Annotated in this window: 16 protein-coding genes; 11 read left to right on the top strand and 5 right to left on the bottom strand. The window is 60.9% G+C overall.

Annotated elements, in window-relative coordinates; translation table 11 throughout:
* Positions 1-155: 155 nt before the first annotated feature.
* The 3 genes from AQS8620_RS02650 to AQS8620_RS02640 all read left to right on the top strand — a co-directional run bounded on the left by AQS8620_RS02650 (position 156) and on the right by AQS8620_RS02640 (position 2,047).
* Entirely contained in the window at positions 156-374 is a 219-nt protein-coding gene (locus tag AQS8620_RS02650; RefSeq protein ID WP_085835252.1) for a YdcH family protein, read from the top strand.
* A gap of 97 nt (positions 375-471) precedes the next feature.
* On the top strand, positions 472-981 hold the full coding sequence (gene purE / locus AQS8620_RS02645) for a 5-(carboxyamino)imidazole ribonucleotide mutase (RefSeq protein ID WP_268805293.1): 510 nt from the start codon (positions 472-474) through the stop codon (positions 979-981).
* On the top strand, positions 974-2,047 hold the full coding sequence (locus AQS8620_RS02640) for a 5-(carboxyamino)imidazole ribonucleotide synthase (protein WP_085835250.1): 1,074 nt from the start codon (positions 974-976) through the stop codon (positions 2,045-2,047). Before purE ends, AQS8620_RS02640 begins: the two co-directional genes overlap by 8 nt.
* A gap of 29 nt (positions 2,048-2,076) precedes the next feature.
* On the opposite strand, the gene AQS8620_RS02635 is transcribed toward AQS8620_RS02640, so the two are convergent.
* The gene (locus AQS8620_RS02635; protein ID WP_085835249.1) at positions 2,077-2,907 is read right to left on the bottom strand and encodes a DMT family transporter; all 831 of its coding nucleotides are present in this window, start codon (positions 2,905-2,907) and stop codon (positions 2,077-2,079) included.
* A gap of 42 nt (positions 2,908-2,949) precedes the next feature.
* Between AQS8620_RS02635 and AQS8620_RS02630 the strand changes: the two genes are divergently transcribed.
* On the top strand, positions 2,950-3,417 hold the full coding sequence (locus tag AQS8620_RS02630) for an NUDIX domain-containing protein (RefSeq protein WP_085835247.1): 468 nt from the start codon (positions 2,950-2,952) through the stop codon (positions 3,415-3,417).
* On the opposite strand, the gene AQS8620_RS02625 is transcribed toward AQS8620_RS02630, so the two are convergent.
* The 3 genes from AQS8620_RS02625 to groES all read right to left on the bottom strand — a co-directional run bounded on the left by AQS8620_RS02625 (position 3,407) and on the right by groES (position 6,097).
* On the bottom strand, positions 3,407-3,898 hold the full coding sequence (locus AQS8620_RS02625) for a GNAT family N-acetyltransferase (protein WP_085835246.1): 492 nt from the start codon (positions 3,896-3,898) through the stop codon (positions 3,407-3,409). The two genes, AQS8620_RS02630 and AQS8620_RS02625, sit on opposite strands and share 11 nt — an antisense overlap.
* 213 nt (positions 3,899-4,111) lie before the next feature.
* Positions 4,112-5,761 (bottom strand): chaperonin GroEL, encoded by a 1,650-nt coding sequence (gene groL / locus AQS8620_RS02620; protein ID WP_085835245.1) that lies wholly within the window; start codon positions 5,759-5,761, stop codon positions 4,112-4,114.
* 48 nt (positions 5,762-5,809) lie between these two features.
* Positions 5,810-6,097, bottom strand: coding sequence for a co-chaperone GroES (groES, locus tag AQS8620_RS02615; RefSeq protein ID WP_085835244.1), 288 nt, complete (start codon positions 6,095-6,097; stop codon positions 5,810-5,812).
* Positions 6,098-6,558: 461 nt separating this feature from the next.
* Here groES and AQS8620_RS02610 point away from each other — a divergent pair, with 461 nt between their 5' ends.
* The 6 genes from AQS8620_RS02610 to AQS8620_RS02585 all read left to right on the top strand — a co-directional run bounded on the left by AQS8620_RS02610 (position 6,559) and on the right by AQS8620_RS02585 (position 11,558).
* Positions 6,559-7,479 carry a manganese-dependent inorganic pyrophosphatase gene (locus AQS8620_RS02610; RefSeq protein WP_085835243.1) on the top strand — a complete coding sequence of 307 codons (921 nt, stop codon included), beginning with the start codon at positions 6,559-6,561 and terminating at the stop codon, positions 7,477-7,479.
* 85 nt (positions 7,480-7,564) lie between these two features.
* The gene (locus tag AQS8620_RS02605; RefSeq protein WP_085835242.1) at positions 7,565-8,437 is read left to right on the top strand and encodes a TIGR01459 family HAD-type hydrolase; all 873 of its coding nucleotides are present in this window, start codon (positions 7,565-7,567) and stop codon (positions 8,435-8,437) included.
* A 198-nt stretch (positions 8,438-8,635) separates the two neighbouring features.
* A complete protein-coding gene (locus AQS8620_RS02600; RefSeq protein WP_085835241.1) occupies positions 8,636-9,091 on the top strand; it encodes a MaoC family dehydratase in 456 nt (151 codons plus the stop codon).
* Positions 9,092-9,118: 27 nt separating this feature from the next.
* The gene (locus tag AQS8620_RS02595; RefSeq protein ID WP_085835240.1) at positions 9,119-10,057 is read left to right on the top strand and encodes a bifunctional riboflavin kinase/FAD synthetase; all 939 of its coding nucleotides are present in this window, start codon (positions 9,119-9,121) and stop codon (positions 10,055-10,057) included.
* Complete coding sequence (locus AQS8620_RS02590) at positions 10,054-10,542, top strand: YcgN family cysteine cluster protein (protein ID WP_085835239.1); 489 nt, start codon at positions 10,054-10,056, stop codon at positions 10,540-10,542. Before AQS8620_RS02595 ends, AQS8620_RS02590 begins: the two co-directional genes overlap by 4 nt.
* Positions 10,539-11,558: a threonine aldolase family protein gene (locus AQS8620_RS02585; protein ID WP_085835237.1), complete on the top strand. Its 1,020-nt coding sequence runs from the start codon at positions 10,539-10,541 to the stop codon at positions 11,556-11,558. The genes AQS8620_RS02590 and AQS8620_RS02585 overlap by 4 nt, the downstream gene beginning before the upstream one ends.
* On the opposite strand, the gene AQS8620_RS02580 is transcribed toward AQS8620_RS02585, so the two are convergent.
* Positions 11,555-12,166: a 2-hydroxychromene-2-carboxylate isomerase gene (locus AQS8620_RS02580; RefSeq protein ID WP_085835236.1), complete on the bottom strand. Its 612-nt coding sequence runs from the start codon at positions 12,164-12,166 to the stop codon at positions 11,555-11,557. The genes AQS8620_RS02585 and AQS8620_RS02580 overlap by 4 nt on opposite strands.
* Before the next feature lie 104 nt (positions 12,167-12,270).
* Here AQS8620_RS02580 and AQS8620_RS02575 point away from each other — a divergent pair, with 104 nt between their 5' ends.
* Entirely contained in the window at positions 12,271-13,290 is a 1,020-nt protein-coding gene (locus AQS8620_RS02575; protein ID WP_085835235.1) for a ribose-phosphate pyrophosphokinase, read from the top strand.
* Positions 13,291-13,358 lie beyond the last annotated feature (68 nt).

Here is a 13,358-nt window from a genome sequence, read left to right as displayed (position 1 = left end):
CCGGCGCGCGGCTGTGCCCGCTGGTCACGGGCTGGGCTGTCCTTGCCTGCGTGAAAACCCCGGAATTTTCGCAAAATCTTTGTGATTAAGCGGGGGCGCGGTATAGGTAGAGCAACACACTCAGGCTGCGACTCATTCTCGCGGAACAGGCTAACATGAACATGTCCTCCCAAATGGGCACCGATGAGGTGCTGCGCGTCAAGCTTGAAGTCCTGCGGCGCGAACACCGTGACCTCGACGAAGCTATCCACGCCCTTGAGGAGACGGGAAAGGCCGATGTGTTGCGCATCCGCCGCCTCAAGAAGCAAAAGCTGGCCATCAAGGACAGGATTGCGGTGATCGAGGATAATTTGACCCCCGATATCATCGCTTAAAGCCGCCCAAGCGCGGCGCAGGCGTCCCAAGTGATTGCAGCGCCCCATGGCAACGCTATAGTGCGGCTCTCGAATTTTGGGGAAAAGGGGATTGGCCTTGAGCGCAGACACCACCGTCACGACGCCCGTCAAAGTCGGTATCATCATGGGCAGCCAGTCCGACTGGCCGACGATGAAAAAAGCCGCGGACATTCTGGATGAACTCGGCATCGCCTATGAGGCCAAGATTGTATCGGCGCATCGCACCCCGGATCGCCTGTGGTCTTACGGCAAAACCGCCGCCGAGCGCGGATTGCAAGTGATCATCGCGGGGGCGGGGGGCGCTGCGCATTTGCCCGGCATGATGGCGTCGAAAACCCGCGTGCCCGTTGTGGGCGTTCCGGTCCAGACCCGCGCCTTGTCCGGCGTCGATAGCCTTTATTCCATCGTGCAGATGCCCAAGGGCTTTCCGGTCGCCACCATGGCGATTGGCGAGGCAGGGGCTGCCAATGCCGGCCTGATGGCCGCTGGCATTCTGGCGATTGGCGATGCCGGTCTGGCCGCGCGCCTCGATGCGTGGCGCGAGGCCCTGTCAGCCTCCATTCCCGACGAGCCCGCCGATGTCTGAAATGCTCGCCCCCGGATCGACGATCGGTATTCTTGGCGGTGGCCAGCTTGGCCGCATGTTGTCTGTCGCCGCCGCGCGCCTTGGCTTTAAAACCTGCATTTTTGAACCGGCGGGCGACTGCCCCGCCAGCCATGTTGCGAATTTTCACCTGCAAGCCGCCTATGACGACGAGGCCGCGCTGAAACGCTTTGCCGACTCTGTCGATGTGATCACCTACGAGTTCGAAAACATCCCCACTTCGGCGCTGGACCTTCTTGAAAGCCTCACACCAATCCGCCCGAACCGCCGCACGCTTGCCGTGTCGCAAGACCGCTTGACGGAAAAGGCGTTCTTGAACGGTCTGGGTCTTCAGACCGCGCCCTTCGCGGCCGTTGACGACGAGTTTGATCTGGCCGAGGCCCTGACGGAAATTGGCGCCCCCGCGATCCTCAAGACCCGCCGCTTTGGCTATGATGGCAAGGGGCAGGCGCGGATCAAATCCGCCCAAGACGCCCCTCAGGCCCTCGCCGATATGGCGGGAAATGCGGCGATTCTTGAGGGGTTTGTCACGTTTACCCACGAGATTTCCGTGATCGGCGCGCGCGGGTTGAACGGCGATGTCGCCTGTTTCGATCCGGGCGAGAACGTGCATGTGGACGGCATCCTGCACACCACCACCTTGCCCGCCACGCTGACCTCAAGCCAGCAGATGGATGCGGTTCTCTTGACCGCCAAGATCCTGAATGCGCTGGACTATGTCGGCGTGATGGGGGTCGAGCTTTTTGTCACCGCCAAGGGCCTTGTGGTCAATGAAATCGCCCCGCGCGTTCATAATTCGGGACATTGGACGCAAAACGGCTGCGCGATTGACCAGTTTGAACAGCATATCCGCGCGGTCGCAGGCTGGCCCTTGGGCGATGGTCAACGCCATTCCAACGTCGAGATGCTCAACCTGATCGGCGACGATGTGGACCGCATTCCAGAGCTTGCCAAAGACGGCAAGGTCGCGATCCATCTCTACGGCAAGGCGCAGGCCAAAAAGGGCCGCAAAATGGGCCACGTGAACCGCATTCTTGGCCCTGCCTAACGCTGCCCGCGCAACACCATGGCTTGTCGCTACCGTTTCACAAGCGACAAGCCCACCCCGCCCAGGACCAGGGCGCAAGCAAGCACCAGCCGCAGTGACAGCGCCTCGCCCAGCAACAAAACACCCCCCAACACCGCGATGACGGGCACGGTCAACTGCGCCACCGCCGCGCGGCTTGCGCCCAGTTGCGGCAGGATCGCGTACCACAGCGCATAGCCAAGGCCCGATGTCACCGCGCCGGAGGTGAGGGCGGCCAAGGTTGCGCTGAGGGAGAGCGCGTCGCGCAACACCAGCCAGAGAGCCGCGCAGGGCAACAGGGCCAGCGCGAAATTCAACCCGCTCAGCGCAAGCGGCGCTTTGGCACCGCGCCCCAGCAAGGAATAGATCCCCCAGCCAATGCCTGCGGCCACCATCAGCGCCACCGCCCCGATCGGCAAACGAAGGGCCATCCCGCCGGGCCAGAGCAAATAGCCAAGCCCCGCCAAGGCAACGCCCGCGCCAAGCCAGCGCAGCGGCGGCACGCGCTCCCCGCCCAGGACGCCCCCCGCAAACATCGTCACCTGCACGGTGCCAAACAGCACCAGGGCCCCCGCCCCCGACGGCAAAGCGACATAGGCAAAGGAAAAGCCCAGCATGTAGGTGAGCAGTGCCAGCGCCATCGGCCAGCGCGCGGTTTTGAGGTCGGGAAAATCACCGCTACGCCAGCGCACCAACGCCCAAAGCACCAACGCCCCCGCCGCAACACGGACAGCGGCAAAGGCGGCAGGCCCCGCCTCATCACCCGTCAGTGCCAGACGGTTGAGGACGGAATTGGCCGCAAAAGCGATCATCGCCAGCGCCGTGAGGACAAAAAGTTTCATTGGCGCTTGTCACGCAAGACGCCGCGCCGCAGGGTGCATGTCATGTCAGATCCTTTGCCCATTCCCGCCCCGCGCCTTGCCGTGCGGGCTTTGCTAGTCAATCAGGGTCGCCTGCTGCTCGTCAATGCCTACAAAGGCCTCAAAGGCGGGCTGTGGTGCGCGCCCGGCGGCGGGGTCGAGCGCGGCTCCTCCCTGCCCGACAACCTCAAGCGGGAGGTCTTTGAGGAATGTGGCCTCAGGATCGAGGTCGGCGCACTGGCTCTGGTCAATGAATTTCACGATCCCAGGGGCAGCTTTCATCAGGTGGAGTTGTTTTTCCACTGCACGCTTGCGGGCAGCGGCGAGATCGGCGACTGGCAGGATAGCGAGGGCGTCGTCAGTCACTACAGATGGGCATCACAGGCGGATTTGGCGACGCTTCATGCAAAACCGGACGCGCTGGCGGCCGTGGCCTTTGGCCCCGCCGGAGCGGCCGCGCGCTACGATCCGCTTGAGCCGATCATCCGCTGATCGCCGTGTCATAGGCCGCAGAAAAGGCGACAGCCGTTTTCGCAAGCCCTGTTCCTGCGGCAATGGGATAAAGCGACACCTGCCCCTTGCCAAAAGGCAGTTCCAGATTGCGCGCGGCCGGCGCGGAAAAGCCGACGCGCTGGAAATACTCGGGCACCCCCATCACCGTCACGGCCTTGACGCCGATGCGTTTGGCGTCAGCGAGCCCCATATGGATCAACTGCCGGCCCCGTCCTTCGCGTTGATACGAGGGCGCGACCGCAACGACGGAGAGGGTACACCAGTCCTGCGGGGCCGCATTGCGCGAAAAACAGATGTAGCCGACCGCTTTGCCCTCAACTTCGGCGATGCGTTCAAGCGCGACATCATTCATCCGGCGCAGCGTCTTGACGAACTGCCACATCATCGGCCCCTCGAACACCTCATCAAGCAGGATCGAAATCCGGATATCATCGGCGGGTACGACTGGACGTAGTTGCATGAGCGAAACCCCTAATTTGTCAGGACAATGATGCCGAGCGTCGAGGAAGAACTACAAGCGCACAAATGACCCCGCCCCGCATTAAATGCTGCTACGCGGCACAATCGTCGCAAAACCCCTCGCCGTGAACGTTTACAAGGCAAGGTTGAAAACGAAAACGGGGACCCGAAGGCCCCCGTTCCCAAAGCGTGTAAACGGCTGTAAGCGCGTGGCTTACATCATGCCGCCCATGCCGCCCATGCCGCCCATGTCGGGCATGCCGCCAGCAGGCGCGCCGTCTTTGGCGGGCTTGTCAGCGATCATGGCTTCGGTGGTGATCAGCAGGCCAGCGATGGATGCTGCATCCTCGAGAGCCGTACGGGTCACTTTGGCAGGGTCGATCACGCCGAATTTGAACATGTCGCCATATTCTTCGGTTTGAGCGTTGAAGCCAAAGGTGAGATCAGTGGATTCACGGACCTTGCCGGCCACAACCGCACCGTCGACACCGGCGTTTTCAGCGATCTGACGCAGCGGCGCTTCGAGAGCCTTGCGCACGATGGCGATACCGGCGTTCTGGTCGGAGTTCTCGCCGGCGAGACCCTCGAGGGACTTGCCAGCTTGCACCAGAGCAACGCCACCGCCGACGATCACGCCTTCCTGGACAGCCGCACGGGTTGCGTTGAGAGCATCGTCCACACGGTCTTTGCGCTCTTTCACTTCGACTTCGGTCATGCCGCCGACGCGGATAACGGCAACGCCGCCTGCCAGTTTGGCAACGCGCTCTTGCAGTTTCTCACGGTCGTAATCGGAGGTGGTTTCTTCGATCTGCGTGCGGATCTGGGAAACGCGTGCTTCGATTTCGCCCTTGTTGCCATGACCGTCGACGATGGTGGTTTCGTCTTTGGTGATGGTGACTTTTTTCGCGGTGCCGAGCATGTCCATGGTCACGGACTCAAGCTTCATGCCGAGGTCTTCGGAAATCACTTGGCCGCCGGTCAGGATCGCGATGTCTTGCAGCATGGCTTTGCGGCGATCGCCGAAACCGGGTGCTTTGACAGCTGCGATTTTCAGGCCGCCGCGCAGTTTGTTGACCACGAGGGTCGCCAGCGCTTCGCCTTCAACGTCTTCGGCAATGATCAGCAGCGGCTTTTGCGACTGGATCACTTGCTCGAGCAGGGGCACCATCGGCTGGAGCGACGACAGTTTTTTCTCGTGCAAGAGGATCATGCAGTCTTCGAGGTCTGCAACCATCTTGTCGGGGTTGGTCACGAAGTAGGGCGACAGGTAGCCGCGGTCGAACTGCATGCCTTCGACAACAGTGGTCTCGGTTTCGAGGCCTTTGTTTTCTTCGACGGTGATCACACCCTCGTTGCCGACTTTCTGCATCGCATCCGCGATTTGACGACCGATAGCGGCTTCGCCGTTGGCCGAAATCGTGCCGACCTGTGCAACTTCGTCGCTGTCGTTGACGGGACGGGCCGCTGCTTTGATCGCTTCGACAACTTTCGCCGTCGCAAGGTCGATGCCGCGCTTGAGGTCCATCGGGTTCATGCCAGCCGCAACCGATTTCATGCCTTCTTTGACGATGGCTTGTGCAAGAACGGTCGCAGTGGTGGTGCCGTCACCGGCTTCGTCATTGGTGCGCGAGGCCACTTCTTTGACCATTTGCGCGCCCATGTTTTCGAACTTGTCTTCGAGTTCGATCTCTTTGGCAACCGACACACCGTCTTTGGTGATGCGCGGCGAGCCGAAGGATTTCTCGATCACAACGTTGCGGCCTTTGGGGCCGAGGGTCACTTTGACAGCGTCTGCAAGGATGTTCACACCCTTGAGCATCCGGTTACGGGCGTCGGTGTTAAACTTGACGTCTTTAGCAGCCATGAGCTTGCTCCTTGTCGTCTTGAGTTGAAGTTAGGAAGAAAAACGATCTCAGGCGATGATGCCGAGGATGTCGCTTTCTTTCATGATCAGAAGTTCTTGACCGTCGAGGGTGATTTCGGTGCCGGACCATTTGCCGAACAGCACTTTGTCGCCTGTTTTGACGGAGGGGGCGATCAGCTCGCCCGAATCTTTGCGTGCGCCTTCGCCAACGGCGATGACTTCACCCTCAGCGGGTTTTTCTTTGGCGCTATCGGGGATGATCAGGCCGCCTTTGGTTTTCTCGTCGCTTTCGGTGCGGCGAACTACAACGCGGTCGTGCAGCGGTTTAAATGCCATCTCTGAGGCTCCTTCGCTCAAAGTTTCTATTCTGCGTTGGCACTCAGCAGATGCGAGTGCTAACGGAGGCATAGTTAGGCAGCGATTTTCGCCCTGTCAACCGAATTAGTGGGAAAAAATTTGTCGTCAATTTGCTTTGGTTTACAGGCATTTTCAGCGTGTTTGCCAAAAATAACCCTGTGGCATTTTCGCGAAAATCCCGCAGGTCCGCGCGGCCCCGAAGACCGGCAGAATGTGCCACCTCAATTCCAAACGATGCGGGTCATTCTGCATCGCTCTCCTCGGTAGGTCGGCATTGCGACGCCCCCTTTCAACCCTCTGGCTGCGCGTTTTTGCCCCCGGCGGACAATCGCGCACAACCTGCCCGCGACGACAGAGGCTCAAGGCGTGACAAGGGCCGCCCGCCCGCCTATAAGAGCGCCGAAATTAAACCTCCTTTTATGACACGGGACGCATTGCACATGACCACCCTCGTTTTCGGCCACAAATCCCCCGATACCGATTCCACCGGCTCGCCCATCATTTGGGCGTGGTATCTCAACGAGATCAAAGGCGAAAAAGCCGAAGCCGTGCTGCTGGGCGAGCCCAACACCGAAGCCGCGTTCGTCGTGAAAAAATGGGACTGCCCCAAGCCGCGCATCGTCACCGAATTCGACGCAGGCCAGTCGGCTGTCATCGTTGACACCAACAACCCCGCCGAGCTGCCCGCCAATGTCAACGATCTGGACGTGACAGCCATCATCGACCACCACAAGCTGGTCGGCGGTCTGGAAACCAAAGGCCCGATCGACATCACCATCCGCCCGCTGGCCTGCACCGCCACCATCATGTACGATCTGATGGGCGAGGATGCGGCGAAAATGCCCGATTGGGTCAAGGGGCTGATGCTGTCGTGCATCCTGTCGGATACGCTGGAATTCCGCTCGCCCACCACGACCGATGTGGACCGCGCGCTGGCCGAAAAACTCGCTGGCGAATTGAAGATCGACATTGCGGCCTATGCGTCGGAAATGTTCGAGGCGAAATCCGATGTCTCCGCCTTCTCCGACGCCGAGCTGATCCGCATGGATTCCAAAGAATACGCCGTCGAGGGCACGAAATTCCGCGTTTCCGTGCTGGAAACCACCGCACCCAAGATCGTGCTGGACCGCAAGGACAGCCTGATGACCTCCTTCCAAGAGGTCGCCAAGGAAGACGGCGTGGACCAGGTGCTGCTGTTTGTCGTGGACATCCTCAACGAGGAAGCCACGCTGTTCGTCCCCAACGATCTGGTGAAAACCGTGGCCGAGAAATCGTTCGGTGCGACCGTGACCGGCGATCTTGTGGTCCTGCCCGGCGTCATGTCGCGCAAGAAACAGATCATCCCGAACCTCAAACTCTGAGGCATCACACTGGTCATCGCGGCCCGATCACGCTACATCAAAGGCGCTCCTTGGGGGCGCCTTTTTTGCATCGCGAGACATTCAAATGACCAAGCTGATTTCCAGCCTCACCGATATCGCCGCCGACTACGACGCCCTTTTCGTGGACCTGTGGGGCTGCGTGCATAACGGGATCGAAGCCTATACCGAAGCCTGTGAAGCCCTGGTCGCCTATCGCAACACCGGCGGCTATGTGGTGCTGGTGACCAATTCGCCGCGCCCGTGGCGCTCGGTGGAGACCCAGATCGAAGGGTTTGGTGTGCCGCGCGCGGCTTTTGATGCGATTGCCACCTCCGGCGATTCGGCGCGGATGGCGATGTTCATCGGTGCGGTCGGGTCAAAAGTCTATTTCATCGGCACCGAAACGGAGACGCAATTTCTGGAGCCGATGGATATCGTGCCCGACATTGCCCATGTGCACCGTGTCCCGCTGGCCGAGGCCGAGGGCATTGTCTGCACCGGCCCCGAAGATGCGATGGCCGATCCGTCCGTCTATCGCGCCGATTTCCTCTATGCCAAGCAAAAGGGTCTCAAGCTGCTGTGTGCCAACCCCGACATTGTCGTGGACCGCGGTGAGACGCGCGAATGGTGTGCGGGGGCGCTGGCGCAGCTCTACACCGAGATGGGCGGCGAGAGCCTTTATTTCGGCAAGCCCCACCCGCCGATCTACGACCTTGCGCGCCGCCGTTTGAGCAAAACCGCCGATCTGGAAGATCCCCGCATCCTGTGCATCGGTGACGGGATCCACACCGACATTCAGGGCGGCATGGGCGAAGGATTGGACACGCTGTTCATCACCGGCGGTCTGGCGGCGAAGGAATTCGGTGAGGACCCCAATGCCCCCGATCCGCAGATGCTTGAGGGCTGGCTTGAAACCCAAGGCATGAACCCGACCTATTCGATTTCCTTCCTGCGCTAGGCGCAGGGTGGTTGGCGGGGTCGGGTATTTTTATCCGAAAGAAGCCCCAAGCCGGCGCAGGGATGCTGCGCGCGTGAAATAAAATTTATCAGCATTGGACATTGGTATAATATAATTGCGCGCAGGATTGTTGCGCGCGGTTTATCCTGCTATGCTGCAGCGCAGTAGCCTTTTGGATTTGCCACAGGATAGACTGTCATGCTGGATACCTCGCTTCATAATTTTGCGCGCGGAACCATTTGCATCGAGGATATCGAAATCGGGATGACGCGGTTTTTGCGCAAGACCGTTACCGATCGCGATATCGCGCTGTTTGCCGAGGTTTCGACCGATCACAATCCCGTCCATCTGGATGATGACTATGCCCGCGACACGATTTTTGGCGGGCGGATTGCCCATGGGATGCTGACGGCGGGGTTGATTTCTGCCGTCATCGGCGAGCAGCTTCCGGGGCACGGGACTGTGTACCTGGGCCAGAACCTGAAGTTCCTTGCCCCCGTGCGTCCCGGGGATGTTGTGCTTGCGCAAGTGACCGTGACCGATATCCTCCATGCCAAACGCCGTGTTTCCCTTGAATGTCGTTGCTCTGTAGGCGATACCACCGTCCTGAAAGGGGAGGCGCTGGTACTGGCGCCGAGCCGGAAGTTCGACTGACGGCGGGGTGTTCCCCGCGGGGGACGCATGGACAGACATCATCATTGGACGGGCCTGCCCGAAACCGCGCGCGGCACCTCTGCGGCGATTGGCAATTTTGACGGGGTCCATTTGGGCCACCGCCATGTGATCGACATCGCCCGCGCCCAAGGCCCGCTCAGCGTTGTCACCTTTGACCCGCATCCGCGCGAATATTTCAAACCCGACGCAGCCCCTTTCCGGCTGATGAACCCGCAAGCCAAGGCCAACCGTTTGGCAAAACTGGGGGTCGAGCAGCTTTTTGAACTGCCTTTTGATGGCGAGATGGTCGCGATGACGCCCGAGCGGTTCGCCCGTGAGGTGCTCGTCGACGGGTTGGGATTGCGCCATGTTGTCGTGGGCGCCGATTTCTGCTTTGGTAAGAACCGTTTGGGAACCGCGTCCGATTTGGTGCATTTTGGCCGTGAAATGGGCTTTGGCGTGACGGTCGCCAACTTGCTGGAAACCACCGATGGCACCGTGTCCTCTTCCTCGGCGATCCGCACGGCTTTGAGCGAGGGGCAGCCTGAAAAGGCCGCTGAAATGCTTGGCCACTGGCACCGGATCGACGGTCCGGTCCAGCATGGCGACAAGCGCGGGCGCACATTGAACTTCCCCACGGCCAACATGTCTATCGACGGGCTTTTGCCGCCGAAATTCGGCGTCTATGCCGTGAAAATCGACATTCTGACCGGGCCGTATCAGGGGCATTACCACGGGGCGGCCTCGCTTGGGGTCAAACCGACCTTTGGCGACAATCGCCCCTGCCTTGAGACCTTTCTCTTTGATTTCAAAGGCGATCTTTACGGGCAGGATCTGTCGGTGGCTTTGGTGCGCTATTTGCGGCCCGAAGTGGCCTATACCACGCTCGAGGCCTTGGTGGCGCAGATGGATGCCGATTGCGTGCAAGCGCGCGAGATCCTCGGCACGCCCGTGCGCGCGACATGAGCGGTGATCGGGACCTGCGCCCGCGGTTCTGGGAAAAATATCCGCTGGACCGGCTGCGCCCGCAGGAATGGGAGGCGCTTTGTGACGGCTGCGGGAAATGCTGCCTCAACAAGATCGAAGATGCCGACAGTGGCGAGGTCTTTCTGACCCGTGTGGCCTGTCGCCTTCTCGACGATGAAAGCTGCCTGTGTTCAAACTACGAGGTGCGCAAATCCATCGTGCCCGAATGCATTGTTTTGACGGCGAAAACTTTGCCAAAACATGCCTATTGGATGCCCCAAACCTGCGCCTATCGGCTGTTGTGGCAGGGCAAGTCGCTGCCCGACTGGCATCCTCTTCTCACCGGTGACCCGGACAGCGTGCATGCGGCGGGCGTCTCGGCCCAAGGGATCACGGTGCCGGAATTTTCCATCGGCGAAGACGAGTGGGAAGACTATCTGATCGAAGAGCCCATGGGCCTCAATCCCCCGAAAGACAGGTCATGATCTGGCTTACCTCCGATAATGCCAGCGCGGTGCATCCCGTGATCTGGGAGGCGCTGAGCGCGGTGAATGCGGGCTATGCCAAGGGCTACGGGGGCGATGACGCCTGTCAGAGCGCCACCGCCCAGATTCGCGAGGTCTTCGAGGCCCCGCAAGCCGAAGTGTTGTTTGTGACCACGGGCACGGCGGCGAATGCGCTGGCGCTGGCGACATTGGTGCAGCCTTGGCAGTCCGTGCTGTGCCATCCGACGGCCCACATCCAAATGGATGAATGCGGCGCGCCGGAATTCTACACAAGCGGGGCCAAGCTGGCGCTGGTGGCGGGCGCGGACGGGCGCATTGAGGCAGCGGCGCTTGAGGCGCTGTTGTGCGCGCAAGAGCACAGCGTACACATGGTGCAAGCAGGGGCGCTGTCGCTGACGAATGTGACCGAGGTCGGCACAGTTTACAGCGCCGCGCAGACCGCGCAGCTTTGCGCCATTGCGAAATCCCATGGCCTGCCCGTGCATCTGGACGGCGCGCGGCTGGCCAATGCCCTTGCTGCAACGGGGGCTGCGCCTGCAGATTTGACCCATCGCGCCGGTGTGGATGTGCTGTCGCTTGGCGGCACCAAGAACGGGCTGATGAACGTTGAGGCGGTCGTGCTGTTTGATCCCTCAGCGCATTGGCAGGCGCAGGTCAGGCGCAAGCGCGCGGGCCAGCTTGCCTCCAAGGGGCGTTACCTTGGCGCGCAGTTCGACGCGGCGTTTACCGAGGCGCGCTGGCTTGAGTGGGCGCGCCACGCCAATGCGATGGCCGCGCGGCTTGACGCAGGGTTGCGGGCGCGCGAAATTGCGCCCGCCTTCGCGGTTGAGGCCAATATCGTTTTTGTCGATGTCGATGCAGCGCAGGTGACGCGGCTGGAGGCTGCGGGGGTGCAGGCCTACGGCGAACCCAAAGGGGCAGGCCAACGCCTGCGGTTTGTGACCAGCTGGTCAACCACCGCCAGCGAGATCGATGCGGTGCTCGCGGCGCTTTAGAGTGCGCCTTGCAGGGTCATGTCCAGCTCGCGCAGCCGGTCTTGTCCCCAGAACCGCTGGTCGTCGGGCGTGATGTAGAACGGCACGCCAAACACCCCCGCCGCCACCGCATCCTCAAGGTTGCGCGGATAGGCTTCGGCCCCTTCGAGCATGCCCGTCATCGTCAGAGCCCGCGAAAATCCCGCCCCCTCAAGGCAGTCGGCGATCACCGCATCCTCGGCGACATCGCGTTCCTCCGCCCAAAGCGCCCCAAGCAACAGGCGCACCAGCAGGCCGACATCGCCCTTGCCCTCGCGCTGCGCCACTGTCTGCGCCGCAATCACCGCATAAGAGGCAGGTGCTGCATTCGTGGGCCAATGCGCAGGGTTGAGCGTCAGCGGCATATCGAGCTGTTTGGACAGGCGAGCAAGTTCCTGGAGGCGGTAGGCCTGCCGCCCCTCCCAGCGCGCATTGGGGCGCGGACTGCCGATGCGGTCATAGAGCGTAAGCGTGTCCACCGGCTTATAGGTGATTGCGTAACCATGATCCGAACAGATCTGTTCCAGCCGGTCGCTCGCCAGATAGCAAAACGGAGATAGGACGGAAAAATAGTAGTCGATCTGCGGCATTTGCGGACCCTTTGCAGGCGGTGTGTTTCCATAAGCCTAACGGGGTGGTAATGGAGCCGCAACGTCACGATTCCGTTATGGAATACAGCAGGGGACAGCTGCCGATGCCAACCGCTACCGATCCAAAACTTATTTCGGGCAATGCCAACCGCACGCTCGCCAACGCCATCGCCCGCCGCATGTCAATGCATCGCGGGATGAACGTGGGGCTGGTCGATGCGCGTGTCGAGCGTTTCAATGACGGCGAGATTTTCGTCGAGGTCTACGAAAACGTGCGCGGCGAGGATATGTTTATCATCCAGCCGACATCGAATCCGGCCAATGACAACCTGATGGAATTGCTGATCATGACCGATGCGCTGCGCCGCTCCTCGGCGGGTCGCATCACCGCCGTGATCCCCTATTTCGGCTATGCCCGTCAGGACCGCCGCACCAAGGCCCGCACGCCGATCTCAGCCAAACTCGTCGCGAATATGATGGTCGAGGCCGGCATCGAGCGCATCCTGACCATGGATCTGCACGCGACACAGATTCAGGGTTTTTTCGACATTCCGGTGGACAACCTCTATGCCTCGCCGGTCTTTGCCCTCGACATCATGCATCATTTCAAAGGCCAGATGGACGACATCATGGTGGTCTCCCCCGATGTTGGCGGTGTGGCGCGGGCGCGCGAATTGGCCAAGCGCATCAATGCGCCGCTCTCCATCGTCGACAAGCGCCGCGAAAAGCCCGGCGAAATCGCGGAAATGACCGTGATCGGGGATGTGACCGGCAAGAAATGTATCATCGTGGATGACCTTTGCGACACGGCCGGCACCCTGTGCAAAGCCGCAGAGAACCTGTTGCAACATGGCGCTGCCGAAGTGCACGCCTACATCACCCACGGTGTGTTGTCGGGCCCCGCGGTCGAACGCGTCACCAATTCGGTGATGAAGTCGCTGGTGATTACCGATTCGATCGAGGCGACCCAAGCCGTGCGCGATTGCCCCAACATCCGCATCGTGCCCACCGCGCCCCTGTTTGCGCAAGCGATCATCAACACGTGGAACGGCACCTCCGTGTCGTCGCTCTTTGACGACGACACGCTCGGGCCGCTCTATGAGGGGCTGTACACGCAGTACTGAGCCGCGCAGCACCACCCCACAGCAAAAGGCGCCCTGCGATCCGCAGCGGCGCCTTTTTCATTTGCTGG

The organism is Aquimixticola soesokkakensis, assembly GCF_900172375.1.
Taxonomy (GTDB): Bacteria; Pseudomonadota; Alphaproteobacteria; order Rhodobacterales; family Rhodobacteraceae; genus Aquimixticola; species Aquimixticola soesokkakensis.
Note: the sequence above shows the minus strand (reverse complement) of the source record. Positions and strands in the feature narration are given on the sequence as shown.

What these genes read in the sequence shown, in the direction of transcription:
- AQS8620_RS02650 (WP_085835252.1), top strand. Translation starts at nt 156, where the DNA reads ATGAACATGTCCTCCCAAATGGGCACCGATGAGGTGCTGCGCGTCAAG.
- AQS8620_RS02640 (WP_085835250.1), top strand. Translation starts at nt 974, where the DNA reads ATGTCTGAAATGCTCGCCCCCGGATCGACGATCGGTATTCTTGGCGGT.
- AQS8620_RS02635 (WP_085835249.1), bottom strand. Translation starts at nt 2,907, where the DNA reads ATGAAACTTTTTGTCCTCACGGCGCTGGCGATGATCGCTTTTGCGGCC.
- AQS8620_RS02630 (WP_085835247.1), top strand. Translation starts at nt 2,950, where the DNA reads ATGTCAGATCCTTTGCCCATTCCCGCCCCGCGCCTTGCCGTGCGGGCT.
- AQS8620_RS02625 (WP_085835246.1), bottom strand. Translation starts at nt 3,898, where the DNA reads ATGCAACTACGTCCAGTCGTACCCGCCGATGATATCCGGATTTCGATC.
- groL (WP_085835245.1), bottom strand. Translation starts at nt 5,761, where the DNA reads ATGGCTGCTAAAGACGTCAAGTTTAACACCGACGCCCGTAACCGGATG.
- groES (WP_085835244.1), bottom strand. Translation starts at nt 6,097, where the DNA reads ATGGCATTTAAACCGCTGCACGACCGCGTTGTAGTTCGCCGCACCGAA.
- AQS8620_RS02610 (WP_085835243.1), top strand. Translation starts at nt 6,559, where the DNA reads ATGACCACCCTCGTTTTCGGCCACAAATCCCCCGATACCGATTCCACC.
- AQS8620_RS02605 (WP_085835242.1), top strand. Translation starts at nt 7,565, where the DNA reads ATGACCAAGCTGATTTCCAGCCTCACCGATATCGCCGCCGACTACGAC.
- AQS8620_RS02600 (WP_085835241.1), top strand. Translation starts at nt 8,636, where the DNA reads ATGCTGGATACCTCGCTTCATAATTTTGCGCGCGGAACCATTTGCATC.
- AQS8620_RS02595 (WP_085835240.1), top strand. Translation starts at nt 9,119, where the DNA reads ATGGACAGACATCATCATTGGACGGGCCTGCCCGAAACCGCGCGCGGC.
- AQS8620_RS02590 (WP_085835239.1), top strand. Translation starts at nt 10,054, where the DNA reads ATGAGCGGTGATCGGGACCTGCGCCCGCGGTTCTGGGAAAAATATCCG.
- AQS8620_RS02585 (WP_085835237.1), top strand. Translation starts at nt 10,539, where the DNA reads ATGATCTGGCTTACCTCCGATAATGCCAGCGCGGTGCATCCCGTGATC.
- AQS8620_RS02580 (WP_085835236.1), bottom strand. Translation starts at nt 12,166, where the DNA reads ATGCCGCAGATCGACTACTATTTTTCCGTCCTATCTCCGTTTTGCTAT.
- AQS8620_RS02575 (WP_085835235.1), top strand. Translation starts at nt 12,271, where the DNA reads ATGCCAACCGCTACCGATCCAAAACTTATTTCGGGCAATGCCAACCGC.